This window comes from Candidatus Dormiibacterota bacterium (genome assembly GCA_036495095.1).
Taxonomy (GTDB): Bacteria; Chloroflexota; Dormibacteria; order Aeolococcales; family Aeolococcaceae; genus CF-96.
Genome location: DASXNK010000211.1, coordinates 1 through 24,114 on the forward strand (window position 1 = coordinate 1; position 24,114 = coordinate 24,114).

A 24,114-nucleotide genomic window follows, 5' to 3' on the forward strand; every position below is an offset into this window, starting at 1 on the left:
AGCGCAACCTCAGCGCCCAGCAGCAGGTCGACCAGGCGGCGATCAACGCCGACCAGGCGACGGTGAACTTCCAGCAGAACGTGGTGAACCAGGACCAGAGCAACCCGGCAACCGACACAGCGGCGGACAACAACGAGGCGACGGCGTGCGCGGGCATGCCCCCGGCTCCCGTAACGGTAGCCTGTACCAACGCCCAGAACGCCGACGAGTCGGCGGACGCGAGCGAGATCCCGAATCAGCAGGCGCAGCTCCAGCACGACCAGGCCCAGCTCCAGATCGACCAGGCGAACCTCCAGGGCGCCCAGGCGAAGGCCCGGCAGAACCAGATCCTCGGCCAGGGCCAGGTCCTGACCGCCCAGGCCACGCTGAACGCCGCGCGCAACGAGGGCAACGCCGCCATCCAGCAGGCGCAGGCCTCGCTCGCCCAGGCCCAGGCCAACGCCCAGCACGACGTCGACATCGCCCAGGGCAACCTCAACAACGGCCTGGTCCAGCTCCAGAACGCGAAGACCTCCTTCGCCTCCGCCCAGCAGACCAACGCCAACGCCATCTCCCAGGAGCAGATCCGGGCGAACCAGGCGGTGCACCAGGCCCAGTCGCAGCTCGACCAGGCCAGCAGCAGCCTCCAGGGCCTGCTCGCCCAGCTGTCCGCCCTCGAGAGCGGCCAGATCCCCCAGCAGGTGGTGCAGGACGCCGCCCAGGTCACCGCCGACCAGCAGGCGGTCACCGCCGCCGAGAACACGGTCGCCGGCACCTCGCTGGTGGCACCGGTCGCCGGCCTCATCGAGCAGGTGAACATCGCCCAGGGGCAGGCGATCGGCGGCGGCGGCGGCAACGCCAACGCGACCGGCAGCGGCACCGGCGCCGGCGCGCTGGCGGCGAGCGCGGCGAGCGGTGGCCCCACCGCCTTCAACAACGCCGCCCAGAACGTCACCCACGCGATCGTGCTGATCACCCCCACCGCCTTCCAGGTCAGCGGACCGGTGAGTGACGCGCAGCTGCCCCAGGTGCGGCCCGCCGACGCGGTCTACGTGGTCCCCGCCGGCGGCGGCAACCAGCTCCAGGGCCATGTCGTCGGGGTGGCGCCGGCGGCGCTGACCGCCTCGGGCGTCGCCACCTTCACGGTCACCGCGGTGGTCGACAGCGTCAGCAGCAGCATCCACCCGGGCAGCACCGCCCAGATGAGCATCGTGGTCCAGCGCGAGGTCGACGTCCTCACCGTGCCGAGCAGCGCGGTGCACACCGTCGGCTCCTCCAGCTATGTGCTGGTGCCGCGCAACGGCCAGTCGGTGACCGTGCCGGTCACCATCGGCGCCAGCGATCCGCAGCGCACCCAGATCACCTCCGGGCTCCACCCCGGCGACGTGGTCGTCCTCGCCGAGATCGGCGTCAAGCCACCCTCCGGCGCCGCGCCGAGCGGCGGGGCCGCACCCGGTGGCGGCGGCGGTGGCAACCGTGCCGGCGGAGGTGGCGCTCGCACCGGATGAGCGACGAGGATGCGGTCCTGACCCTCGAGGGTGTCAGCAAGACCTACGGCGCCGGCGACACCGCGGTGCACGCGCTGCGCTCGGTGTCGCTGGTGGTGCGCCGCGGCGAGTTCGTGGCGGTGATGGGGCCGTCGGGCTCGGGCAAGTCGACGCTGATGAACATCCTCGGGTGCCTCGACGTCCCCAGCTCGGGCCGCTACCTCTTCTCCGGCCAGGACGTCGGACGGATGAGCGACAACGACCTCGCCCGGGTGCGCAACGAGCGCATCGGCTTCGTCTTCCAGCAGTTCCACCTGCTCAAGCGGATGAGCGCCTGGCGCAACGTCGAGCTGCCCCTCCTCTACCGGCGCATCCACGGCCGCCGCGACCGGGCCATGCACGCGCTCGCGATGGTGGGGCTGCAGGACCGCGTCGAGCACGATCCCAACGAGCTCTCCGGCGGCCAGCAGCAGCGCGTCGCCATCGCCCGCGCCCTGGTCACCGACCCCGAGCTGCTGCTCGCCGACGAGCCCACCGGCAACCTCGACAGCGCGTCGACGGCGGAGATCCTTGGGATCCTCACGACCCTGCACCGGAGCGGCCGCACCATCGTGCTGATCACCCACGATCCCGACATCGCCGCCACCGCCCAGCGGGTGGTGACCATCCGTGACGGCGAGCTGACCGAGGGGGTGCACGTGGCGACCACCCTCACCGGCCGCGCCATCGCCCCCGGCGGCGCGGCCGCGCCGAGACGGCGCACCCGGCGCAGCCCGGCGGCCACCGACGCCCCGCCGCCGGCCGCGTCCGACACCCCGGCACCACGGCGCCGCCGGCCCCCGGCCCCGCCCGCCGGCGGGGGCCCGTCCGCACCCACCCCCCGGGCTCGCCGGAGGACCGCGGGATGAGCCTGTTCGAGACCCTGGCCACCGGCCTGCGCGCGGTCACCGCCCAGCGGATGCGGTCGCTGCTCACCGCCCTCGGCATCCTCATCGGCGTCGCCGCGGTGATCCTCACCGTCGGCATCGGCCTGGGGGCGCGCCAGAGCATCACCGGCCGGATCACCGCGCTCGGGACGAACCTGATCACCGTGGTCCCGGGCAGCACCACCACCGGTGGGGTGCGCTCCGGCCTCGGTGCCGCCAGCACCCTCACCGTCGCCGACGCCCAGGCGCTGAACGACCCTGCGGTCGCGCCCGACGTCATCGCCGTCGCCCCGGTGGTGCAGCGCAGCGTGTCGATGATCGCCGGGGCGCAGAACTGGACCGCGCTGGTGACCGGGTCGACCACGGGCTGGGCGACCGCCAGCAACCGCACCGTCGACACCGGCACGTTCTTCACCGACGACGACGTCTCGAGCCGCGCCCAGGTCGCGGTTCTGGGGTCGACCACCGCCCAGCGGCTCTTCCCCGGCGGCACCGCGGTGGGGGCGACGGTGAGCATCGGCCGGCTGCCGTTCAAGGTGATCGGCATCCTCAACACCGTGGGCGGGCAGGGCTTCAACAACCCCGACGACCAGGCGGTGGTGCCGCTGACCACCGCCCAGGCCGAGCTGATCACCGGCGGGTCGATGACCACGGTGCAGCGCATCCTGGCGAGCGCGCCCACCCGCGAGGCGATCGGCACCGCCTACCAGGAGATCAACAACCTCCTGATGCAGACCCACCACATCGGCGACCCGAGCACCGCCGACTTCTCCATCACGACCCAGGAGACGATCCTCAGCACCGTCGACTCGGTCACCGGCGCGCTCACCGCGCTGCTCGCCGGGGTCGCCGGCATCTCCCTGCTGGTCGGCGGTATCGGGGTGATGAACATCATGCTGGTGTCGGTCACCGAGCGCATCGCCGAGATCGGCCTCCGCAAGGCGCTGGGGGCCCGGCGCGGCGACATCCTGCGCCAGTTCCTCATCGAGTCGGCCGCGCTCAGCGCGATGGGCGGCGTCCTCGGCGTGGGCCTGGGCCTGCTCTGCACCTTCCTGCTGACCAGGTTCACCCCGCTGCCCACGCTCTTCTCGCCCTCCGCCGCCGCCGGCGGGGTGATCATCTCCGCCATGCTGGGCGTCGGCTTCGGCGTCTTCCCCGCGGTCCGGGCCGCGCGCCTGGCACCCATCGAGGCGCTGCGCACCGCATGAGGATCCGACACGTCGCTCCGTGGCTGCTCACCCTGGCCGCCCTCTCGGGCTGTGGCACCGCCACCACCCCGGTCACCTCGGCCCCCACGCCCACCCCCGGGCCGCGCACCGTCGTGGCCGGGGAGATCGTGGCGATCAAGGGCAACACCGCCACGGTGACGACCTACGGCGGCACCGACCCCGGCGTCGACTCCAAGTTCAGCGTCGACGCGACCACCACGGTCTCCGAGCAGATCAGCGCCGACATCGGCCTGCTGGTGCCGGGCACCTGCGCCTTCGCCACCGGTGACCGCGACGTCCGCGGCTACGTGGTGGCGGTGCGGGTGGTGGCCACCGCCCACGGGGCCGCCGGCTGCGTCCGGCCCGGGGTGGGGCGCGCCGGCTCGCGCCCCGGGGCCCGCGGCACCCAGACCACGGTCGGCGGCCTGATCACCGGGGTCGAGGCGGGGGTGTTCGCGATCCGCGCCGACGACGGCACCGTCGACCACTTCACCGCCGGCGCGGTGACCCCGGTGACCCGCTACGCCCAGGCCAGCCTGGACTCGGTCCACACCGGCGCCTGCGTGATCGCCCGCGGGCTGCTCGTCGCGGGCGGCGTGCTCCGCGCCCGCAGCGTCGCGGTGATCCCCGCCGCCATCACCGGCTGCGGGGCCGGCGCCGCGTCGGTCGCCGCCGGGCCGTAGCCCCCGCTCAGCCCGCCGCCGGCGGCGGCGAGTAGATGTACTGCTGGAAGGCGTTCAGCTGCGGCGGCACCGTGGCACTGGTGGTCGGTGTGCCCTGCACCGTGGGGATGATCGAGGGCACGGTGGCGTCGACCGAGCTGTCGACCAGCTGCCAGTCGTCGCGGGTGCGCCGGACGGTCACCAGCACCGTGCCCCAGACCGTCGTCGGCGCCACCACCCCCTGCTCGGCGAGCACCGTGCAGGTGTAGATCCGCACCCTGGCGTTGGCGGCGTCGTAGCTCATCACCTGGGTGGTCAGCGGGAAGGTGAGCACCTCGGTGGGGATGCCCTTCGAGGCCGCGGTCACCATCTGGAAGCGCTGCTCGAGGACGTTGCTGGCCACCTGGAACTTGGCGAGCATCACGTCGGTCTTGTCCGGCGCCGCCACCGCGGTGACCGCCTTGCGGAGGTCGTCGGGGTGGAGCAGCAGGTTGCCGAAGAGGTACTGCTGGTAGGCGGTGGCGGCGGCGATGGCGCCGTCCCTGGTCGCCGCGTAGCCCACCGGCACCCCGGCCACGAAGATGGTCGGCCCCGAGCGGGGGGGCACCGAGGGGCCCGGGGTGGCGGTCGGGGCCGGCCGGATGGCGGCGCCCGGGGCGGTGCCACGGCCGACGGCGAAGCCGAGGGCCACCGAGGCGGCCGCGAGCCCCACCGCCGCCGCCACCGTGCCGGCGACCCGGAGCGTGGCCGACGACCCCTCCGACATGGACGCACCCTCCAGCGGCGCGAGCGGTGACCCGGGCCGAACGCCCGTTCACTCCCCGGCACCCTACCACCTCGATGCGGCGCGCGTGCGCGGGCGGCGATCGCGCCGGGTCGCGAAAGTGACAACAATCGACAAAACCTGACCGCGCTGCGGTCGCGCTGAACGCTTCGCACACCAGGCACGCTTCAGAGTGTTCAGGCGTATCTGCAGAACTCGGCAGTATTCGGCGAGCACCCAACACGGACCCCCAACCCGGTGGTTACCCTTCGCGCGGTTCGCGGGTGGCACAGGGGAGGAACGAACGTGCGGAGGGGAGACCGCTTCGGCTTGATCGCGGCCATCGCGGCAACCGTTCTCGCCGGCCTCCTCCTCGGCACCTCGGCCTCCGCCGCCTCCCCTCCCCCCGGCGCGGCCGCGCGCCGCGCCGAGCTGGTCCAGCAGCTCTCCAGCCTGGAGGGCCCGCGCGCCGACGCACGCCGGGAGCTGCTCGCCATCGAGCAGCAGCTGGCGAGCACCCAGCGCCGGCTGCTGGAGGCGCGCCGCCACCTCGCCGCCATCGACTCCCGGCTGCTCGACCTCTCCCGGCACATCGCCGACAACGAGCACGCCCTCGGGCTCGCCCGGCAGCAGCTGGGTGCCCTGCTGCGCTCGACCTACGAGCTCAGCGGCAACGACGGCTTCGCCGGCGCGATCCTCTCCAGCGAGAGCTTCAACGAGGCGATGGACCGGGTGCGCGGCGCCCAGCACGTCACCGACCAGGTCCAGCGGCTCAGCCGCACCGTCGCCGCCAGCGAGGCCGCCCTCCTGCGTGAGCGCAGCGACCTCCGCGATCAGTTCGCTCGCGCCGAGCAGCTGGAGTCGCAGCTCGGCAGCGACACCAACCGCATGGTGGTGCTCGTCGCCGGCCGCGCCGCCACCCTCCGCGACCTCGACGGCCCGGCCCGTGAGATCGCCCGCCGCATCGCCGACCTCGACCAGCAGCTCGCCGGCCCGCCGCCGTCACTGCGCGGCGGCTGCGGCAACCACTTCGCCTACGGCCAGTGCACCTACTACGTCGCCAGCCGCCGCTGCATCCCCTGGTTCGGCAACGCCTGGGAGTGGTGGCACAACGCCGCGGTGCTCGGATACCCCGAGGGCCACGACCCGAAGCTGGGGGCGATCGCCGTCTGGGGGCGCCGCGGCAACGGCGCCAGCAGCGTCGGGCACGTCGCCCTGGTCGAGGCCGTCGGCCCCACCGACGACGTGCCCGCGGGCCACTTCAAGATCTCGGAGATGAACCACAGCGGCTGGAACCGCGTGAACTACCGAGTGGTCCAGAACGACGCGGTGCTCGGCTTCATCTACCTCCCGGTCTGACCGGGGTCAGGAGCCCTCGGCGCGGCCGATCAGCCGTTGCAGCGGCGCCATGTCGAAGGGCTGCATGCCCCGGAGGATGAGGTGCTGCGCCCCCGCGGCGACGAGCGCGTCGAGGTCGCCGTCGACCGTGTCGGGGCCGATCGACATGGTGCGCTCGATCTCGCCGGGATCGCGGCCCAGCTTCCCGCACCACTCGTCGAGGATGGCGTTCTTGCGCGCGTACTGGTCGGCCGGCTCGAAGAAGTTCCACATGTCCGCGTGGCGGGCGACCAGGCGCAGGGTCACCCTCTCGCCGCCGCCTCCGATCATGATCGGGACCCGGTGGGGCGGCGGCGGGGAGAGCTTCTCCAGCCGGGCCCGCATCCGCGGCAGGTCGAGGCCGAGCCGGCGCAGCCGCGACGGCGCGTCGCCGAACTCGTAGCCGTACTCCTGGTAGTCGCGCTCGAACCAGCCGGCGCCGACCCCGAGGATGCAGCGGCCGCCGGAGAGCTGGTCGACGGTCCCCGCCATGTAGGCGAGCAGCTCCGGGTTGCGGTAGCTGTTCGAGCTGACCAGGGCGCCGATCTCGGCGCGGCGGGTCTCGACCGCCATCGCCGCCAGCAGCGTCCAGCACTCGTGGTGGGCGCCGTCGGGCGGTCCGTAGAGCGGGTACATGTGGTCCCACACCCAGACGGTGTCGGCGCCGAGCTCGTCGGCGGTCCGGTATGCGGTGCGGATCTGCTCGACGGTGCAGTGCTGGGGATGGATCTGGTAGCCGACCCGGAAGCGACGTGCCATGGATCACAACAGTACCGATCCGCGACCTGCGGGCGGCGGCGGCGGTAGCATCCGGGGAGTGGACGTCCGGGGGTACCTCGCCGAGGAGATCGTCCTCGACCACGCCGACGGCCTGCTCAGCCGCCGCGACGCGCTCCGCAGCCTGATGCTCATGGGCTTCAGCGTGGCCGCCGCCTCCAGCCTGCTCGCCGCCTGTGGCAGCGGCGGTCCGGCCACCGGGCCGAGCGCGCGGACCGCGCCGGCGACGCCCCCGCCCACGGCCACGCCACACGGCCCCGGGTCGGTGCCGCCGCCACAGGCGATCACCTTCCCCGGCCCCTCGGGGACCCTCCAGGGCGCCTGGGCGCCGGCCGCCTCGTCGCGCGGCGCCGTCCTCGTCATCCACCAGAACACCGGGCTCACCGACCAGATCCGGACCGTGGCCGCCCGGCTCGCCGCCGACGGGTTCTCCGCCCTCGCCCCCGACCTGCTCTCCGAGGAGGGGGGCACCGCCTCGCTCGGCGAGCCCGCCAAGGCGACCGCGGCGCTCGCCAAGGTGCCGCCCGAGCGCTTCGTCGCCGACATGCGCGCCGGGCTCGACGAGCTCGCCCGCCGCGAGCCCAGGGCGAAGCTGGCCGCGATCGGGTTCTGCTTCGGCGGCGGCCAGGTGTGGAGCCTGCTCGCCGCCGGCGAGGCGCGGCTGGCGGCGGCGGTGCCGTTCTACGGCCCCTGCCCCGCGACCCCGGACTTCAGCGGCTCACGCGGCGCCGCCGTGCTCGCCATCTACGCCGGTCTCGACGACCGGGTGCTGGCCACCCGCGACCGCTGCGTGAGCGCGCTCCAGGCCGCGGGCATCACCCACGAGGTCCGGGTCTTCCCCGGGGTGAACCACGCGTTCTTCGACGACTCCGGGCCCCGCTACGACGCCACCGCGGCGGCCGAGGCCTACAGGGCCACCCTCGACTGGCTGGGACGCCAGGCCTGAGCGCGGCGGCGGGGCAGCGGCACGGTGTGGCCAGCGGAGATCGCGACCAGCCGGCGCTGCGCCAGCCGCTCGGCGTCCCGCACCCGCTGCTCGGTGACGATCGCGTCGCCTCCGACCCGCTGGTAGCTGTCGAACAGGCAGCGCACCACCACCTCGGGGCGGTGGTGCTCGAGGTGCCGCACGATCAGCACCGCGGCGACGTCGTGGAGGGACGCCGGGAGGGGGTCGTCACCCGCATTCGCTTCCATCGTCTCAAGTCTCGCCGGAACCGGCCATGCCGGGACGAAGCACCGGTTAAGGAATGGCGGAGAGCGAGGTCGGATCCGCCGGACGCACCAGACGTCCACCGCTTGATCGCCGCCCGATAACCGTCCCGCAAGCCGGGGCTCCCCGACCCTGCGCAACCATGCGGAGGGGCCGAGGTGCCGACCTTGGGTCGGCGGCCGCCGGAGGAACGCGGGCGATGAGCGGACGCATCGGCATTCTGCCGTCTCCGGGACCGCATCCCGAGACGCGGGCGATACCGGTGGGCCGGGCCGGCGTCCATCCCGTCCCCGCGCCGCTGGAGCGCGAGCTCGCCGGCATCCGGCAGCTGGTGGTCCTGATGGGCGAGGAGGCCGACCGGGCGATCACCCGCTCGGTGTGCGGCCTCGTCGACGGTGACGTCGACGTCTGCACCAACGTGGTCGAGCAGCGGGCGCGGCTGCACTCGCTGCAGCGCGAGCTCGGCCAGCTCTGCCACGCCACCGTGCTCGACCGCGACCCCGCCGCCGCCCGGGTGCGCGAGGCGGTGGCGCTGCTGCACATGGCCGCCGAGCTCGGCCGCATCGGCGACCACTGCGCCCGGATCGCGCGCATCGGCGACGAGCTGTCCCGGCTGCCCGAGTCCGGCGGGGACGTCGGCCTCACCCGGATGGCGGAGTTCTGCAGCGAGGAGGTGCGCGAGGTGCTCGCCGCGGTGGGCGACCGCGACCTCCTCCGAGCCCGCGGGCGGACGCTGCGCGACGACCGCCTCGAGCGCCTCAGCCGCCGGCTCCTCGAGGAGCTCGCCGCCCGGGTGCGCACCGAGCCGGTCTCCGCCGCACGCGCCGGCGGCGTGCTCGCCGTCGCCCGGCTCCTGGAGCGCATCGCCGACCGCGTCGTGACCATCGCCGAGGACCTGGTGCTCGTCGACGGCGGCGCGCTGGAGCTGACCGGCCTGCCCGCGGAGGCCGCGACGGGCCGCTGACAACGCCACCCAGGTCAGGAGCCTCTCCGCCCATGGACATGCGCCGCGACCCGAAGACCGCCCCTCCGCTGCCCTGGCGGGTGGGCGAGCTCGCCCGCCGCAGCGGGCTGTCGGTGCGCACCCTGCACCACTGGGGCGACCTCGGTCTGCTGGTGCCCTCGCACCGCAGCGCCGCCGGTCACCGTCTCTACACCGCCGGCGACATCGCCCAGCTGCAGCAGATCGTGGCGCTGCGGGGGCTGGGCCTGGCGCTCACCGAGGTGCGCGACCTGCTCGCCGACCCGCGCACCACACCGCGCGGCGTCATCCAGCGCCGGCTCGTCCGCGCCCGCGCCCAGCTCGAGCTCGAGCAGCTGCTCTGCACCCAGCTCGAGCGCGCCGCCGCGGCGGTCGACTCGGGCGCGCCGGAGCCCCCGGTGGACGAGCTGATCAACACCATCGAGGTCATGACCATGATCGACCGCCACTACTCCCCCGAGCAGCGCGAGCAGCTGATCCGCCGGCGCGAGCTGCTCGGTGAGCGGCGCATCCAGGACGCGCAGGCGGAGTGGGCGGAGCTGATCGACGAGGTGCGCTCCGCGATGGCCCGCGGCACCGACCCGCAGAGCAGCACCGGGCAGCGGCTGGCGCAGCGCTGGAACGGCCTGGTGGGCGAGTTCACCGGCGGTGACCCCGGCATCGAGCGCTCGCTGCGCAGCATCTACCAGGAGGAGCCGCAGCCCACGGTCGCCTCCATCGGCGTCGACCACCGCGACCTCTACCGCTTCATCGCGCGCGCCTCCTCGGTTCCCGCGGAGTAATCCGCACGGTCGGTCGGAACCTGATTGCGTGAAACACCGTTGTGTCAGCAGGCGTCCCTGACGGTCGACGCCATCAGCGCTGACGTTCCCCCCTCTCGGGGGCCGGCCTCCGGGCCGGCCCCTTCGGGGAGCGGGCCCGGCGTGAGGACGGCCGGGGCTCAGGCCGGAGGCGGCAGGTAGCGGGCGGCGACGACCTCACCGTGGACCACGTCGAGCACCCAGGTCGAGCCCTTGGCGAGGCCCCCGTCGACGGCGACGCCGCGATGGTGCATCCACTCGACGAACTCCTGGATGACGTCGCCGTGGCTGCAGAGCGCGGCGCTCCCGACCTCGGCGAGCAGCCGCCGCAGCGGGCCGATCCCGGCGCCCTCGGCGAGGTCGTCGGTGGGCTCGACCCGCAGGCCGCGGGCGGCGGCCAGCGGCTCGACGGTCTGGATGCAGCGGACGTACGGGCTGGAGAGGATCCGCTCCACGGGCTGGTCACGCAGCTGCTCGACCAGCGCCTCGGCCTGGCGCCGGCCGGACCTGGTCAGCGGGCGCAGGCGGTCGTCGCCCTCCCAGCGCTGGCGGTCACCGGCCTTGGCGTGGCGGATCAGCAGGATGCGGGCGCGGCCGTCGATGGTCACCGGCCGAGTGTGGCGGGTACGCTGGCGCGATGGCCAGTCCCACCGAGGGCGAGCCGCTGACCAGACCTACGAGGCGACCAGCGAGGGCACCAGCCCGAGCTGGTCGAGCAGGTCGAGGCGGTCGAGGATCAGCCGCTGCCGCGCCACCTTGCCGCGCTCGACGGTGATGACATTGATGTACTCCGCCTGCACCCGGCGGCCGGTCGGCGAGATATCGCCCATCGGCGTCCGGAACACCCCGCGGTGGGTGCCGGTGAAGCTCCCCTCCTCGATCACCGTCGAGCCGTCGACGTGGAGGCTGTGGGCGGTCACCCGGCAGTCGGGGAAGGCGTTCCACCAGGTGGCGTAGTAGGCGCGGTTCTCGTCGACGCCGTGGTACACCGCGTTGGCGAAGGTGATGCACTCGATGTCGTCGGCCATGAGCCCGGCGACCACCGGCCAGTCCTTCGCGTTGAAGGCGGCGTTGAGGCGCTCGGCGACGTCCGTGGGTGTGGGCATGGGGGTGGTGCCTCCGGGCTGTGCCCTGGTCGCCGCCGGCTCGACGGTGCGCAGGCGCGGTGGGGCCGCGGTGGTGGCGGGCCCCGTCTCCACGAGGTCGAAGCGGCGCACCTCCCAGCGGCGGCGGCGTGCCTCGGCGCGCAACCGTGAGTCCGGGTTGACGCACACCGCCCGGCCGACCAGTCGCAGCATCCCCAGGTCGGAGCTGCTGTCCGAGTACGCGGTCGAGCTCGCCAGGTCGATACCGTGGCAGCGGGCCAGCTCCTGGATGGCGTCGACCTTGCCCTCGCCGTGGCAGACGCGGAGCAGGCGACCGGTGTAGCGGCCCCGCGCCGCCTCCGCCCGGGTGCCGGCGTAGCCGTCGACCTGGAGCAGGGTGGCGAGCTCGCCGACCAGCTCCTCGGGCGCGGCCGAGACCAGGAAGACGAGGTCGCCGGCGCGCCGGTGGGCCTCGATGGCGACCCGGGCGCCGGGATGCACCCGGGGCAGGACGTGGGTTGCGAGGGCGCGGCGCCCGACCCGTCGCACCTCCGCCACCTCGACGCCGGCGATCACCGACGCGGCCCGGCGCGTCGAGCGTCCCAGCCGGCGGTCGGAGCTGCCCCGGGCCGAGAACCACAGCTGGTGCACGCCGGCGCGGATCACGCTGCGCAGCGAGATGATCCCCGCGCGCCAGGCCGGGCGGGCGAGGGCGAGGAAGCAGGACCCGCTCACCACGGTGCGGTCGACGTCGAAGAACGCGGCGGCGCGGCCGGTGGCCCGGGACGGTGCCGGCGAGGCCAGCACCACCACCTGCGGGACCGGCCGGGTCGAGGCCTCGATCAGCTCCTCGTAGCGCTCCAGGAGGGTGTCGAACACCACCGCCCAGTCGCGGCCCTCGACGGCGCGGCGGGCCGCGGCGCCGAGCCTGCGGCACCGCTCCGGGTCGCTCGCCAGACCGGCGACGGCGCGGGGCAGGCCGAGTCCCGGGGCCTCGACGAGCACGCCGGTGGCGCCGTCGTCGACCAGCTCGGCGACCCCGCCGGCGCGGACCCCGACCACGGGCACCCCCGAGGCCATCGCCTCCTGCACCACCTGCCCGAAGGTCTCGGTGGTGGACGGGAAGGCGAAGAGGTCCGCGGCGGAGTAGACGTCGGCGAGGTCGTCGCCCTCGAGCGCGCCGGCGAGCGCGAGGTTGGGCGGCGCGGCCCCGGCGAGCAGCTCGCGGCAGGGTCCGTCGCCGACCAGGAGGACGCGCAGCCCCGGCTCGCGCATCGCCAGGTCGACGAGGCGGTCGAGCCGCTTCTCCCGCGCCAGGCGGGCGACGCAGAGCACCCGCGGACCCTCGCCCGCGGGCCAGCGTGCCGCCGCCGCCGCGGCGCCGCTGCGGCCGGGACGGAAGCGCGCGATGTCGACGCCGCGACCGCTGACCCCGACCCGCTCGAAGCCGCGGCGGCGCAGCTCTGCGGCCATCACCTCGGTGGGGGCGAAGGTCGCGGCGCAGCGGTTGTGGAAGTCGCGCTCGACCCGCCGCACCGCGGCGGCGAGCAGGGCGCCGCCGTAGTCCTGCGCATAGGCGACCAGGTCGGTCTGGTAGTGCGCGGCGACGGGAATGCGGGCGCGGCGGGCGACGTACCGCCCGTACACGCCGAGCGCTGCGGGCGACGCGAGGTGCACGATGTCGGGCGCGAAGCGGTGCAGCGTCCGCCGCATCCCCGGCGCCACCGGCGCGACGGTGAGCCCCGGATAGAGCAGACCGCTGACCCCCATCACCCGCACCACGGAGTGGCCCGCATACTCGAACGGGCCGTCGCCGGGTGCGTAGACCAGCGCCTCGTGACCGCGTCGCTGGAGATGCTCCAGGAAGGCCGTCACCGTGCGGGTGACGCCGTTCACCTGAGGGAGAAAGCTCTCGGTGACGATCGCCAGACGCATCGGAACCCATATTCGCGCGACTCCCACCACCGCGCGATGAAGAGCTCAGGATCATCCGGCCATCGCCCGATGAGCAGCGGTTATGGAACGGTGAGGAGCCGCGCCCGGACGCACCAGATGCTGTCCAGCGGTTAACCGGCCGCCAGGGGGAACGTCCGTATGCTCGTTTTGACAGGAACCTGCGCCGAGTTGAGAGGCGATACACCGAGATGGCCGACACGACCTCCTCCATCGCGCCGATGACACCATTGCCCGCCGACGGCATGGTCGCCGGCACTCCGGGGGCGCGGCTCGACGTCAGCGCCACCACCACCATCCGTGGCGGGCGCTTCGCCGCCGGCTGTCTCGACGACTACACGTACCTCCCCCTGGTCGTGCCCCCGGGCGTCGGCGAGCTGCAGATCGCGTGCGACTACGGTCCCGGCAACGGGAACTTCCTCAACATCGGCATCTTCGGCCCCGAGGGCTTCGAGCTCGGCAACGACGCCGGCTTCCGCGGCTGGAGCCACGGCGGCCGCCCCGGGCGCCGCCGCTTCGTGATCTCGGAGTCGCGGGCCACCCCCGGATACCTTCCCGGCCCGATCAGCCCGGGCACGTGGCACATCGCCCTCAATCCCCACAACATCGGCGACCAGGGACTCGACTGGACGCTGGTCGTGACCATGCTCAGCCTTCCCCCGGGACGCAGGTTCGTGCCACGGCTGGCAGCATCACTGGTCAACGAGACCCCGGGCTGGTATCGCGGCGACCTGCACCTGCACACCGAGCACTCCGACGGTGAGCAGACGCCCGCGGACGTGAGCGCCCGCGCCGTGCTCGGTGGGCTCGACTTCATCGTGCCCACGGACCACAACACCATCTCGGCCCAGCAGCACTGGGGCGAGGTCGAACGCCCCGGTCTGCTGGTGCTCTGCGGCGAGGAGGTCACCACGCCGGCGGGACACTGGGGCGCCATCGGCGTCGGCCCCGGCGTGTGGATCGACTTTCGCTACCGGCCCGGCGACAACCAGCTGCGCCGCTTCGTCGACCGGGTGCGCGGCGCCGGCGGCATCGCCATCGCCAACCACCCCCAGCGCCGCTCCCACAAGGGCTGCGGCTGGGACTTCGACGCCTCCGAGATGGACGCGGTCGAGGTGTGGAACGGCGCCTGGGCGGCGAGCGACGACGAGGCGGTGCGGTTGTGGGACGGGCTGCTCCGGACCGGGCGCCGCCTGGTCGCGGTCGGCGGCAGCGACTCGCACAACCAGGACCAGCCCATCGGTCACCCCCAGACCGTGGTCGGCGCCGCCGGGCTCAACCGCGACGCCGTGGTCGCGGCGCTGCGCTCCGGGCACGCCTACGTCGCCGCCGACAGCCGGGTCAACCTCGACCTCGGCGTCGAGAGCGACGGCGCCGCGGCGGGCATGGGCGGCCGCCTGGTCGCCCGCGCCGACCAGACCGTCGCCGTGACCCTGCGGGTGAGCGGCGCGCTGGGCAGCCGGGTCACCCTGCACACCGACCTGGGCATCGTCCACGAGGTGGTCCTCGCCCAGCCGGTGGCCGCGGTGCTCTGGGAGACGGTGAGCGACGCCACCCGGTACGTGCGCGCCGAGGTCCGCAGCCTGCGGGGCGAGATGCTGGCGCTCAGCAACCCGGTCTGGATCGAGACCGCCTGCGGCGGAGACGCAGCCTAGCCGGAGGTCACATCCAGGAGCGCAGCCGCCGCCTGCGGGCGCGCTTCCAGGCCGCGGGCCAGTCCGCCCGGGCGCTCGCTGCGCGCGCCTGCTCGACCCCCCAGAGCTGCCCGGCGACGAACGCCGCCTCGCCACCGCCGGTGGCCTGCACCCGCAGCCGCTCGGCGGCGACCACGGCGTCGTGGTGGGTGCCGAGGACCTCCTGGACGCCGGCCACGGCCTTCGCGAAGGCGCTGGCCCGCTTCCCGAGCACCGGGGCGCCCGCCTCGGCGGCGTAGCGGGCCCGCTTGGCGCGGATGCGGAGCCGGTGCAGCTCGACGTCGGTGGCGCCGTCGCGCCGGAGCCGCCGGGCGTCGCGGCGCAGCTTCCGCCATGGCCGCCGCACCAGCCCGGGGAGCACCCCGCCGGCGGGCTGATCGGCCTCGGGCAGCAGCATCGGGCTGTACGAGGCCTCGACGAGGCGCTCGAGCAGCTCCAGGTAGCGGGGCGAGCGCATCGCCTCGACCAGCTGCTCACGCGCCCGCAGGATCTCCGCACGGAAGCCCGCGGCCAGCTCGGCGCCCCGCTCCAGGTCGGCCTCGGGCAGAGCTGCCACCACCCGCTCCATCTCCTCGGCGAGCACCTCGGCGTCGCGCACCCGGCCCAGCTCGCCGCCGATCCAGCGCAGCTCCTCCCCCAGGGGGTCGCTCCAGCCGGCGATCAGGAGCGGTGCGAAGGTGCGCAGGTCGGAGCGGAGCCGGCGCACCGCAACCCGGGCCTGGTGCACCGCCTCGGGGTCGCCGCCGAGGCGCACCCCGGCGTCGTGTCCGACGAGGCGGAGCGTGGCCGTGGCGATGGAGCGACGCACCACCGCGGCGGCGGTCGACCGGCGTCCCACCTCCTCCACCTCGACCTCGGGCGGCGGCGCCTCGCCACGCTCGAGCCGCGGCAGCAGCTCGGCGGTGCGCGCGTAGGCGGCGACGAGATCGCGGGCCACGTCGGGGACGGCGTCGCCGTCTCCCTCCACCCGGCGCAGCCGGTCCGCCGGCCCCTCGCCCTCAGCGGGCAGCTCCACCGTCCAGCCCTCGCCCTCCTGGTGCGAGAGCCGGACCCCCCAGCGCGCCAGCCGGAGGTCGGGCGTGTCCCAGACCACCGGGGTGACCACGCGGTCCGGGCTCGGGGGGGCGCTCAGCATGACCGCCGGCGCCGCTCCAGCGGTGATCGTCTCCTGCATCGCCCACCCTCCCGGCGGCGGGCCGGTCCCGCCACCCCAACGCACCCGAATAGGTGACAGCGATGCTACCAGATGATCACCGGTCGTTGCCCGTGACTTAACCGGTCTTGCGCAGCTCCGCAGGGTCCTCGAGGTGCTCGCCGAGGGGACCCTGGCACATCGACCACCACCCCACCGCGGGGGCCGGGAGGTCGTCGTCGCCGCTGGTGGCGGGGGCCCGGCCGAGCAGGTCGGCGGCGGCGCCGGCGGAGCGGAGCTGGTGGGCCCGCGCCACCACCCGGGCGACCCCGTGGAGGATCCGGGCGTCGTCGCCCAGCTCCTGGAGGAGGCGGACCGCCAGCTCGTCGACGGTGAGCGCGCCGCCCCGCCCGAGCAGCTCCACCGCTCCCTGCCGTGCCGCGAGCAGCGGCCCGTACATGGGGAGGATGCGTGCCGGTTCGTTCATCGTCGTCTCTCCCGGTTGCCAGGTGCCAGGTGCATGCCCTCAGCCTAGCCATGGGCGCACCTCGGGACATTGGGCAGCCGGTTAACATCTGGGCGCCGGCCGGTTGTGCACTGCGTCGTGGCATCGCGGCCTGAGGCCGGCGCGGACGGCACTGGTGGAACCTGCCCGCGAGAGCGCGGCGGCGCCGGTTTTCGCCGCGCTCGTCAGCAACCTGAGACTGGGCGGTGCGCACAGGATGCGCGATCGCGGCCTCGAGAGCCCCCGAACGCTGCGACCGGCGGGATCCCCCCACGCCCGGCGCGGTGCGCGGGCGTGGGGGGCGCCGGTCTCTCCGCGGAGACTACTTGTCGGCAGCCGACTGCCGGTTGGTGGTGCTCAGGGGAAGGAACCCGGCGGAGGTGACGCCGGAGCTCTGATAACCGGGGGCGAGAATGAAATTGATGTAGTCATTCGCAAGCGGCGGCGGAGCCGGGCTCTTCCGCGTGTACATGTGCTCATGGGAGAAGAAGTTGTAGGCGCCGGAGGCGACGCTGGGCCCGTCCGGGGTCGCGCCGTTCAGCTTCACCGCGGTGACGTTGGACGCACCGGCGAGCGAGGCGGTTCCGACGTAGGAGACCGCGCCCGGCTGGCTGGAGACCGCCTGCATGACCAGCTGGGTCGAGTCCTCCTGGGCCGCGGGGGTGGTCGACTCGGGCACGCTGCCCATCACGCACTTGTCGAAGCTGAAGCGGGTGCCCGATCCGGGCTTGCGCTCGATCAGGGTGATCGCCACGCTCTTGCCGCCGACCTGGCTCCAGTTGTTGACCTTCCCGGAGAAGACGTCCTGGACCTGCTGGGTGCTCAGGTTGCCGACGCCGGCGCCGGTGTTGGCCACCACGGCGAAGACCACGATCGCCACCTGGTGATCCTGGAGGTTGGCGCCGTTGACGCCCGGGGCCGCGGTGGCGGGCACGTCGGAGTCGCCGATGTCCGAGGTGCCGCTGTTGACGTTCGACAGGCCCGCGGACGAGCCGCCGCCGGACACGGTGATCGTCGCCCCGGCGCACTGGGCGTGGTAATCGGTCGATGCCTTCTGGGCCAGCGGCTGGAGCGCCGTCGACCCGCTGGCGGTGATGCTGCCACCCACACAGCCGGCGAAGGCCGTGGGCCCGGCGACATAGCTCATGGAGCTCCAGCCCGCGATGGCCAGTCCCGCTGCGACCATGGTCAGGGCACGATGAGATCTCATATTCGTTCCTTCCTCCTCTCTCGACGTGCCGGCGACACAGGCCGGCACACAACCGAAATCTCTCACCCGTATCCTGCAGCGTGCCAGGTTGTCGGCGCTATTGCACTTCGGTTAAGTGGCGGTTAAGGACCGCCGCGTGGACGCGGCCCTCAGGAGCCGAGGTCGAAGGCGGCGGTGAGGTCGTTGGCCTCGGCGTCGCGCTCGCCCAGCGGCTCGAGCCGCCAGCGGCGCTCGATGAGGCGGAGGATCGACACCGTCTCGTAGCGGGTGTGGTCGACGAGGTGGCGCCGCGCGAAGGGCGAGACCACGATCGCGGGCACCCGCACGCCGGGCCCCCAGCGGTCGCCCGGAGGGGGCGCCACGTGGTCGTAGCGGCCGCCGTTCTCGTCGTAGGTGATGATCACCGCCGTGCTCCGCCACTCCGGGCTGGCCTGGATCGCCGCCACCAGCGAGGCGACGTGGTCCTGCCCCTTCAGCAGGGTGGCGTACCCGGGATGCTCGTTGTCGACGCCAAGCGGCTTGATGAACGAGACCCCGGGGAGCCGGTGGGCGTGCAGGTCGTCGAGGAACGCGCTCTCGTCGGCGAGGTGACGCCGCTTCGCCTCGGTGCCGTCGGCGTACCGGCGGAAGAAGGCGAAGGGCTGGTGATGGAACTGGAAGGTGCTGTCGGCCCGCCCCTGCAGCGCCGCGTCCCAGCCGCCCGCGTACCAGCGCCAGGGGACGCCGGCGTCGCTGAGGCGATCGCCGATGGTGGGTTCGTCGAGGTTGGGCACCAGCAGCCCCCTCTGGTCGGGGGCGTCGAAGGACGCCGGGTGGGGGTGGTTGACGGTGAAGCTGGTGTTGACGACGTGCCCGTCGGGGGTGATGTACCCGTCCCGGAGCAGCGAGCCGTCGGGCCCGAGCTGGGCCACCTTCGACGCGGGGACCGGCGCCTGGTGGGTGTCCCAGCGCGGGGTGCAGGCGCAGACCAGCCACATGTGGTTGAGGAAGGAGCCGCCGAACGCCGAGTGGAAGAAGTTGTCGGCGAGGACGTGGTCGCGGGCCAGGCGTCCCTCCGGCATCGCGGTGGCGTCGTAGTGGCTGAGCACCAGCCCGCCGTTGTCGCTGGCGCTGACGAAGCGATCGTTCCTGCCCCGATCGATCTGGACCTGCTCCTGGTAGTACCGGTGCACCAGGTCGCCGGTGACGCCGTCGGGAGGGACGAAGCGGCTGAGGTCGTACGGCTGCACCGGCAGGCCCGCGGGGATCCGCGGGTCGGGAGTCTTCCCGTCCTCCCCCACCGGCTGGGGCAGGGAGGTGAGCGGCGCCCCCCGGCCGTCGACCTGGGTGATGCGGCCGGCGTCGGCCCAGCCGCGGGCGCCCGGGAAGCGGCCGTACAGCGAGTCGAAGCTCCAGTTCTCCTGGTAGATCACCACCACGTGCTGGATGTCCGACAGCTGCCCCCGGAGGTGCAGGTCCGCGGCGGCGACCGGCGAGCTGCCGGTGGCGACCGTCCCCCAGGCGCCGGACGCCAGCAGTGCTCCGGCCACGATCCCCGCTGCGGCCCGAGGCATCATCCCGCCCTCCCGTCACCCGACCCGAATGCGGAGGCCCATGGTCACGCGACCGCGATGAGCGACGGGTTAACCGGCGGAGAAGGAATGGAACACCCCCGGGTCGAGGCGCGGGGGACGGATGGGGCCCGCGCCCCGACGGTCGGGGAGGTGTGTCGGAGGGCAGCGCGTTCACTCACTGCCCGTCCCAGAGCTACAGACGCTGGACCACCGTGAAAACCTGCAGTTTCCGCGACTTGTTAAGGCGAGGACTCAGTCAGGGTTAAGCACTCGGTCCGAAGCGTGACGAAAGCCACGAACGGGTCCACTCCGGACTGTTCCGACGCAAGTTCCTCCAGATGTACCCGTTGCGCATCTGTCAGCGAATGAGTCGACCGGTGGCACCGCCGCCGGACGGCCTGAAGGAAGGGAGAAACAGGGACATGATTCGTATGCGAGCAGGCGCTGTCGCGCTGCTCCTCACCGCCGGCACCGGGCTGGCCGGGTTGATGAGCTCGGCCTCGGCCGCGGTCACCCCCCCGGCGCCGGTCGTCACCTCGGTGTCGCCCGCCGAGAGCTTCGTCAGCCATGCGTACTACGACCTGATCAACCACCCGGCCGACGCCGCCGGCAAGGCCTACTGGGTCGGCCAGGTGAACGCGGGCAAGAGCCACGCCATGGTGGCCGCGGCGATGATCAACACCGACGCCTACCGCCAGCGGGTGGTCGCGGACGCCTACCTCGCCACCATCGGGCGCTATCCCGACGCCCCCGGGATGCAGTACTGGACCGGCCGGCTCGCCGCCGGTGTCGGCCTCGAGCAGCTGACCGGGTCGCTCGCCGGCTCGCCCGAGTACGCCGCCGGGTTCGGCACCAACTACGACGCCTACGTCAGGGCGATCTACCAGACGCTCCTGGGACGCCTTCCCGAGCCCGCCGGCCAGGCCTTCTGGGTCGGCCGCCTGGCGACCGGCATTCCGATGTGGAACGTCGCCGCCAGCATCTCCCACACCGCCGAGTGGTACGGAAACGAGGCGATCTTCGACTTCGTCCACTACCACAACGGCTTCCCCGACGGTCCGGGCCTCAGCTACTGGACCCATGCGCTCCAGACCGGCACCAACGACTCGACCGTGGTCGCCGCCCTGGTGGGCAGCCCCGCCTACGCGGCCTGGGCCGCCACCCACCCCTGATCTCCGCGGGGAGGGGGCCGGGCCCCCTCCCCTCTCGGGGGCGGCCGGCTCCCTCTCCGCACGGTCGCCACAAACCCGACGAAAGCCACTCCCACTGCAATCGCCACCGCCACGAAGACTGCAAAAGCCACCAGTTGTTAACTGACAGGGCCGCTGCAGTTAACCTGTGTTGGTGATCGTTCGCCGCCGGCCCTCCATCTGCAAGGTGTCGGCCGGCCCGGACGTCAGACAACGCAGGAGAGGCGTGCTACGCACCCCGTCCCAGTCGCACGCGCAGCGTGCCGGGGCCGAGGCACGCTCTGAGGAGGTATGGCATGAGATTGCCGGGTCCCTATGCGTTCACGGGCTGGCGGCGCGTGGTGCTGCCCGTGGCGATGCTGAGCGTCGCCGCGGCGGTGTCGACGGGGCTGGCGTCGATCTCCGCCTCTGGCGGCGGCCAGAGCGGATCGAGACCGGTGCTCGTCGACACCAACGCGCCCGACCCCGAGGTCGAGAACCAGGCCGCAACCCTGGTCCTGGCGCCCGCGAACGACGACAACTTCACCCCGCCGGGCGCGTGCGGCGGGACCAACGTGGCCCCCTCGCGCTGTACCGCCGCGGTGTGGGTGGTGACCAGCTCGACGCACACGCTGTCGTATTCGGCGACCGCGTGCTCGACGAGCCCCAGCCTCCAGGTGCTGGTGCTGACCGGGAACAACATCCCGGAGTGCACCGCATCCTCGTTCCTGCCGGCCGCGCCGCCGGCGGCGGCCCCCGGAGCTCCGGCCCCGGCACCGGCTCCTCTGCAGACGGCGCTCACCGGGTTCCCGGGCTCGCGCTGCATCCCGTCGGAATGCCGCCTCTTCCTCGTCCTCGCCCAGGCTGACGGCGACTTCAACGCCCCGGGCCTCTGCGGCGGCACGGCGGACATCATCGCGCCGTGCATGGTGGCGTCCTTCGACACCGTGGGCAGGGTCGGTGGTGCCACCATCGCCCAGCCGAACACCGCGTGCCCGGCGAGCGGTGACGCCACCGTCGCGTGCACCGCGAACCCCGCCTTCTTCCCCGCGGGCATGAACCTCACCCTGCCGGCCAAGGCCACCGCGGCCCCGGCGACCCCGCCGGTCCACGGTCCCGAGGTGCTCGCCCAGGCGGCCACCGTCGTGATCGCACCGGTGGGTGACAACAGCTTCGATCCGCCGAACACCTGCGGCACCTGGGGCGTGAACCCGGTGGGCCGCTGCACCGCGGCGGTGATGAGCCTCGCGATGGCGGACACCAGCGCCACCTACGCGAGCGCCTCGTGCCCGATCGACCTCGCCGCGGACGTCGCCCCGTGCACCTCCGCCGCCTTCCAGCCGTCGGTCGGCAAGGCCGCCCTCACCAGCCTTCCGGGCTCGCTGTGCTATGGCGCCGCGCCCGCCGCGACGGCGGCGGTGCCGAACCCCCAGGCGCCGGTCGTGAACTGCCACATGTTCGTCGTCCTCACCCCGAAGGACGGTGACTTCAACGCCCCGGGCATCTGCCTCGGGTACTTCCTCGTCAGCTCGGCCTGCACGATGGCGGTGGTCGACACCTCCACCGGCGACCAGGCGGGCGGCGCGAGCGCGGCGCTGAGCAGCACCAGCCTCTGCGTCGAGCCCCCGGGCGACCCCGACATCAACGTCGCGTGCACCGCGGCGAGCTTTGCGCCCAAGGGGGTCATCCTCACCCTGCCGAAGTCCTGATCCAGGACTGAGGCGCTCACCACGCAAACGACGGCGGCCGGCCGGGGGACACCCCGACCGGCCGCCGGTCCGGTTAAAAGCACTCGAGACCCGGGGGGACGGATGGATGGATCCCCGGGCCTCGAGCAGGAGGTTCTGTGGTGGAGTGGGTGGGGCGGGCTCTCGGTCCCGCCCCACCCGGCGGGGGGGATCGGTGCGCTACTGGTTGGTGCCGAGGACCGGATCCTCGGGGATGTGGATGGTCACGGAACCGTGGGTGGCGAGAAGTGCACCGAAGGTGCCCGCGGCCGGAGGCGACGGCGGGACAACCGCGCCGCCCGCCACACAGGTGTCGGTCACGTCGGCGTCGAAGCCCGGCTGGTTGGTCACGGGCGTGATCACCGGCGCGGCGCCGCTCGGGCAGACCGGGGTGGAGCTGTTGACCGTGATGTCGTCGCCCTCGTGTCGGCCCTCGGTATTCACCGAGAAGAGCAGGCAGGGGCTGCTGACGCTGGTGGTCGCATTGCTGAGCGTCCCGCAGGGGTTGTTGGAGTTGAAGTCGCCATCGACCCGGGTGAGCACGACGTAGATGCGGCAGGCGACCACAGGGAGCACGCCGGCGACCGGCGCGGCCGGCTCAGGGGCGTGGCAGGTCATCGGCGGAAGGTTCTTGATCGCCGTCTGACCCTTGGAAGGGCTGAACGGCTGCGCGAAGCAGGGGTCGCCCTGGTTGTTGCCGTGGCTGTGGCCGGGGGTCGAGACGTCGAAGGTGCAGCGGGTGTCGGGGAAGTTGACGTCACCGCCGGTGAAGCCGACGGGGATGTTGATGATGTCCGCAGTGCAGCGGTTCACCGGCTTGATGCCGTCGATCGAGCACGCGTTCGGCGGGTCGAAGGAGAACTGGCCCACGGGGGCGAGCTCATAGCTGATGGCCTGGTCGGCCACCTCGGTGCTGTGCTGCGGGAGCGCCGCGACGGGCGTCTGCAGCTCAGGGTTCGGGGTCATCGCCGGCGGCAGGGTCATCGACATGTCCGCCGGCTTGAAGGGCAGGTTGGTGCACGACTCGCCGATGTCACCGATCGGCGGCAGGCTGAGGTTGGAGTCGGTCGGGCACTTGTTGTCGCTGAACTGCAGCGTCTGCCCGCCGGGGTTGGCGGCGACGCCGCTGGTGGTGATCACTGCCACCGTGCACGGGCCGGTGAGGTAGAAGGCGGCGGAGCAGAGGCCGGGGGTGTTGAGGTCACCGTCCCTGTTGGTCAGCAGCATGAAGAGCCGGCAGAGCCCCGGCTTGCAGCTGGTGCCCGCCCAATCGAAGACCGCGGTCCGCCCGGCGGCATCGGTCGCCTTGGTGAGCGCGGTGTTCACCGAGGCCAGGAATGCGGGAGCGGTGCACGCGCTGACCTTGTCCGGCGACTTCAGCGAGAGGACCTGCAGGCCGGGCGAGGTCGGTGTCGGGAAGCCGGTCACCGGGCAGGGGGTCGACGAGTACTTCAGGTTCTTCCCCTGCGTCGAGTTCGGCGTGAAGACCGCCAGTGTGCAGCGGGTCTGCGACACGCTCAGCTTGGTGGCGGAGAAGGTGCCGGTCGCGGCGCCCGGGGCCGTCAGCGTCGTCGGCGCGCCGCCGCAGGTGTTGTTCGGCTGGAAGTTGTCGTCGCCCTTGGGCGCGAGGACGAACGAGATGGACTGCGCCGTGATCTCCGGATCGGGCGCGTTAGGGTCGGAGGCGACGGTGCCACCCCCGCTGGAGGCGAGGCTCTGGCCCCCCCCCACGGTGAGCGCGGCGCCGAGGCTGACCACTGCCAGCGGCAGGGCCAGGCGGCGCAGCGTCTTGGATCCCCAGATGTTCATTGTCCCTTCCCCTAGTGTGCGGAAATTCGGTTGTTCGGGTCGGGGCGGGATCGGTATCGATCCCGCCCCACGTGGTTCGTGTGGGTGCCCGTGGGCGGCGGTGCCG

21 protein-coding genes are annotated in these 24,114 nt (G+C 73.2%); 11 read left to right on the top strand and 10 right to left on the bottom strand.

The genetic code is table 11. The features are described 5' to 3' along the window. The 4 genes from VGL20_21775 to VGL20_21790 form a co-directional block, all read left to right on the top strand. Positions 1 to 1,487, top strand: a 1,487-nt coding sequence (locus VGL20_21775) for a hypothetical protein (protein HEY2706321.1), incomplete at its 5' end; no start/stop codon positions are given. After that, positions 1,484 to 2,374 carry an ABC transporter ATP-binding protein gene (locus tag VGL20_21780; GenBank protein HEY2706322.1) on the top strand — a complete coding sequence of 297 codons (891 nt, stop codon included), beginning with the start codon at positions 1,484 to 1,486 and terminating at the stop codon, positions 2,372 to 2,374. The genes VGL20_21775 and VGL20_21780, both read left to right, overlap by 4 nt. Further along, on the top strand, positions 2,371 to 3,600 hold the full coding sequence (locus VGL20_21785; protein ID HEY2706323.1) for an ABC transporter permease: 1,230 nt from the start codon (positions 2,371 to 2,373) through the stop codon (positions 3,598 to 3,600). Before VGL20_21780 ends, VGL20_21785 begins: the two co-directional genes overlap by 4 nt. After that, positions 3,597 to 4,283, top strand: a complete 687-nt coding sequence (locus VGL20_21790; protein HEY2706324.1) for a hypothetical protein — start codon at positions 3,597 to 3,599, stop codon at positions 4,281 to 4,283. Before VGL20_21785 ends, VGL20_21790 begins: the two co-directional genes overlap by 4 nt. A 7-nt stretch (positions 4,284 to 4,290) precedes the next feature. Here VGL20_21790 and VGL20_21795 read toward each other — a convergent pair whose 3' ends face one another. Next, the gene (locus VGL20_21795; GenBank protein HEY2706325.1) at positions 4,291 to 5,028 is read right to left on the bottom strand and encodes a hypothetical protein; all 738 of its coding nucleotides are present in this window, start codon (positions 5,026 to 5,028) and stop codon (positions 4,291 to 4,293) included. 327 nt (positions 5,029 to 5,355) lie between these two features. Here VGL20_21795 and VGL20_21800 point away from each other — a divergent pair, with 327 nt between their 5' ends. After that, on the top strand, positions 5,356 to 6,384 hold the full coding sequence (locus tag VGL20_21800) for a CHAP domain-containing protein (GenBank protein HEY2706326.1): 1,029 nt from the start codon (positions 5,356 to 5,358) through the stop codon (positions 6,382 to 6,384). 6 nt (positions 6,385 to 6,390) lie between these two features. Here the strand turns inward: VGL20_21800 and VGL20_21805 are convergent, their stop codons facing one another. After that, positions 6,391 to 7,161, bottom strand: coding sequence for an LLM class F420-dependent oxidoreductase (locus VGL20_21805; protein HEY2706327.1), 771 nt, complete (start codon positions 7,159 to 7,161; stop codon positions 6,391 to 6,393). A 58-nt stretch (positions 7,162 to 7,219) separates the two neighbouring features. Between VGL20_21805 and VGL20_21810 the strand changes: the two genes are divergently transcribed. Beyond that, positions 7,220 to 8,125, top strand: coding sequence for a dienelactone hydrolase family protein (locus tag VGL20_21810; protein ID HEY2706328.1), 906 nt, complete (start codon positions 7,220 to 7,222; stop codon positions 8,123 to 8,125). Here VGL20_21810 and VGL20_21815 read toward each other — a convergent pair. Beyond that, positions 8,086 to 8,373 (bottom strand): hypothetical protein, encoded by a 288-nt coding sequence (locus VGL20_21815; GenBank protein HEY2706329.1) that lies wholly within the window; start codon positions 8,371 to 8,373, stop codon positions 8,086 to 8,088. The genes VGL20_21810 and VGL20_21815 overlap by 40 nt on opposite strands. A gap of 215 nt (positions 8,374 to 8,588) precedes the next feature. Here VGL20_21815 and VGL20_21820 point away from each other — a divergent pair, with 215 nt between their 5' ends. Both VGL20_21820 and VGL20_21825 read left to right on the top strand, forming a co-directional pair. Beyond that, positions 8,589 to 9,353 carry a PhoU domain-containing protein gene (locus VGL20_21820; protein HEY2706330.1) on the top strand — a complete coding sequence of 255 codons (765 nt, stop codon included), beginning with the start codon at positions 8,589 to 8,591 and terminating at the stop codon, positions 9,351 to 9,353. Between the two features lie 32 nt (positions 9,354 to 9,385). After that, on the top strand, positions 9,386 to 10,153 hold the full coding sequence (locus tag VGL20_21825; protein HEY2706331.1) for a MerR family transcriptional regulator: 768 nt from the start codon (positions 9,386 to 9,388) through the stop codon (positions 10,151 to 10,153). Between the two features lie 158 nt (positions 10,154 to 10,311). Here VGL20_21825 and VGL20_21830 read toward each other — a convergent pair whose 3' ends face one another. Both VGL20_21830 and VGL20_21835 read right to left on the bottom strand, forming a co-directional pair. After that, complete coding sequence (locus VGL20_21830; GenBank protein HEY2706332.1) at positions 10,312 to 10,779, bottom strand: phosphoglycerate mutase family protein; 468 nt, start codon at positions 10,777 to 10,779, stop codon at positions 10,312 to 10,314. A gap of 66 nt (positions 10,780 to 10,845) precedes the next feature. Beyond that, positions 10,846 to 13,191: an HAD-IB family hydrolase gene (locus VGL20_21835; GenBank protein HEY2706333.1), complete on the bottom strand. Its 2,346-nt coding sequence runs from the start codon at positions 13,189 to 13,191 to the stop codon at positions 10,846 to 10,848. A 209-nt stretch (positions 13,192 to 13,400) separates the two neighbouring features. On the opposite strand from VGL20_21835, the gene VGL20_21840 reads away from it, so the two are divergent. Continuing rightward, complete coding sequence (locus VGL20_21840) at positions 13,401 to 14,864, top strand: CehA/McbA family metallohydrolase (GenBank protein HEY2706334.1); 1,464 nt, start codon at positions 13,401 to 13,403, stop codon at positions 14,862 to 14,864. A 7-nt stretch (positions 14,865 to 14,871) separates the two neighbouring features. Here VGL20_21840 and VGL20_21845 read toward each other — a convergent pair whose 3' ends face one another. The 4 genes from VGL20_21845 to acpA all read right to left on the bottom strand — a co-directional run bounded on the left by VGL20_21845 (position 14,872) and on the right by acpA (position 19,303). Then, positions 14,872 to 16,077: a CHAD domain-containing protein gene (locus tag VGL20_21845; GenBank protein HEY2706335.1), complete on the bottom strand. Its 1,206-nt coding sequence runs from the start codon at positions 16,075 to 16,077 to the stop codon at positions 14,872 to 14,874. Between the two features lie 97 nt (positions 16,078 to 16,174). Continuing rightward, positions 16,175 to 16,522 carry a hypothetical protein gene (locus VGL20_21850; GenBank protein HEY2706336.1) on the bottom strand — a complete coding sequence of 116 codons (348 nt, stop codon included), beginning with the start codon at positions 16,520 to 16,522 and terminating at the stop codon, positions 16,175 to 16,177. Between the two features lie 340 nt (positions 16,523 to 16,862). After that, positions 16,863 to 17,750 carry a substrate-binding domain-containing protein gene (locus VGL20_21855; protein HEY2706337.1) on the bottom strand — a complete coding sequence of 296 codons (888 nt, stop codon included), beginning with the start codon at positions 17,748 to 17,750 and terminating at the stop codon, positions 16,863 to 16,865. 149 nt (positions 17,751 to 17,899) lie between these two features. After that, complete coding sequence (gene acpA, locus VGL20_21860) at positions 17,900 to 19,303, bottom strand: acid phosphatase (GenBank protein HEY2706338.1); 1,404 nt, start codon at positions 19,301 to 19,303, stop codon at positions 17,900 to 17,902. 431 nt (positions 19,304 to 19,734) lie between these two features. Here acpA and VGL20_21865 point away from each other — a divergent pair, with 431 nt between their 5' ends. Both VGL20_21865 and VGL20_21870 read left to right on the top strand, forming a co-directional pair. Continuing rightward, positions 19,735 to 20,475, top strand: coding sequence for a DUF4214 domain-containing protein (locus VGL20_21865; GenBank protein ID HEY2706339.1), 741 nt, complete (start codon positions 19,735 to 19,737; stop codon positions 20,473 to 20,475). Positions 20,476 to 20,789: 314 nt separating this feature from the next. Then, positions 20,790 to 22,181, top strand: a complete 1,392-nt coding sequence (locus VGL20_21870; GenBank protein HEY2706340.1) for a hypothetical protein — start codon at positions 20,790 to 20,792, stop codon at positions 22,179 to 22,181. 198 nt (positions 22,182 to 22,379) lie between these two features. Here VGL20_21870 and VGL20_21875 read toward each other — a convergent pair whose 3' ends face one another. After that, entirely contained in the window at positions 22,380 to 24,008 is a 1,629-nt protein-coding gene (locus VGL20_21875; GenBank protein ID HEY2706341.1) for a hypothetical protein, read from the bottom strand. Between the last annotated feature and the right edge of the window lie 106 nt (positions 24,009 to 24,114).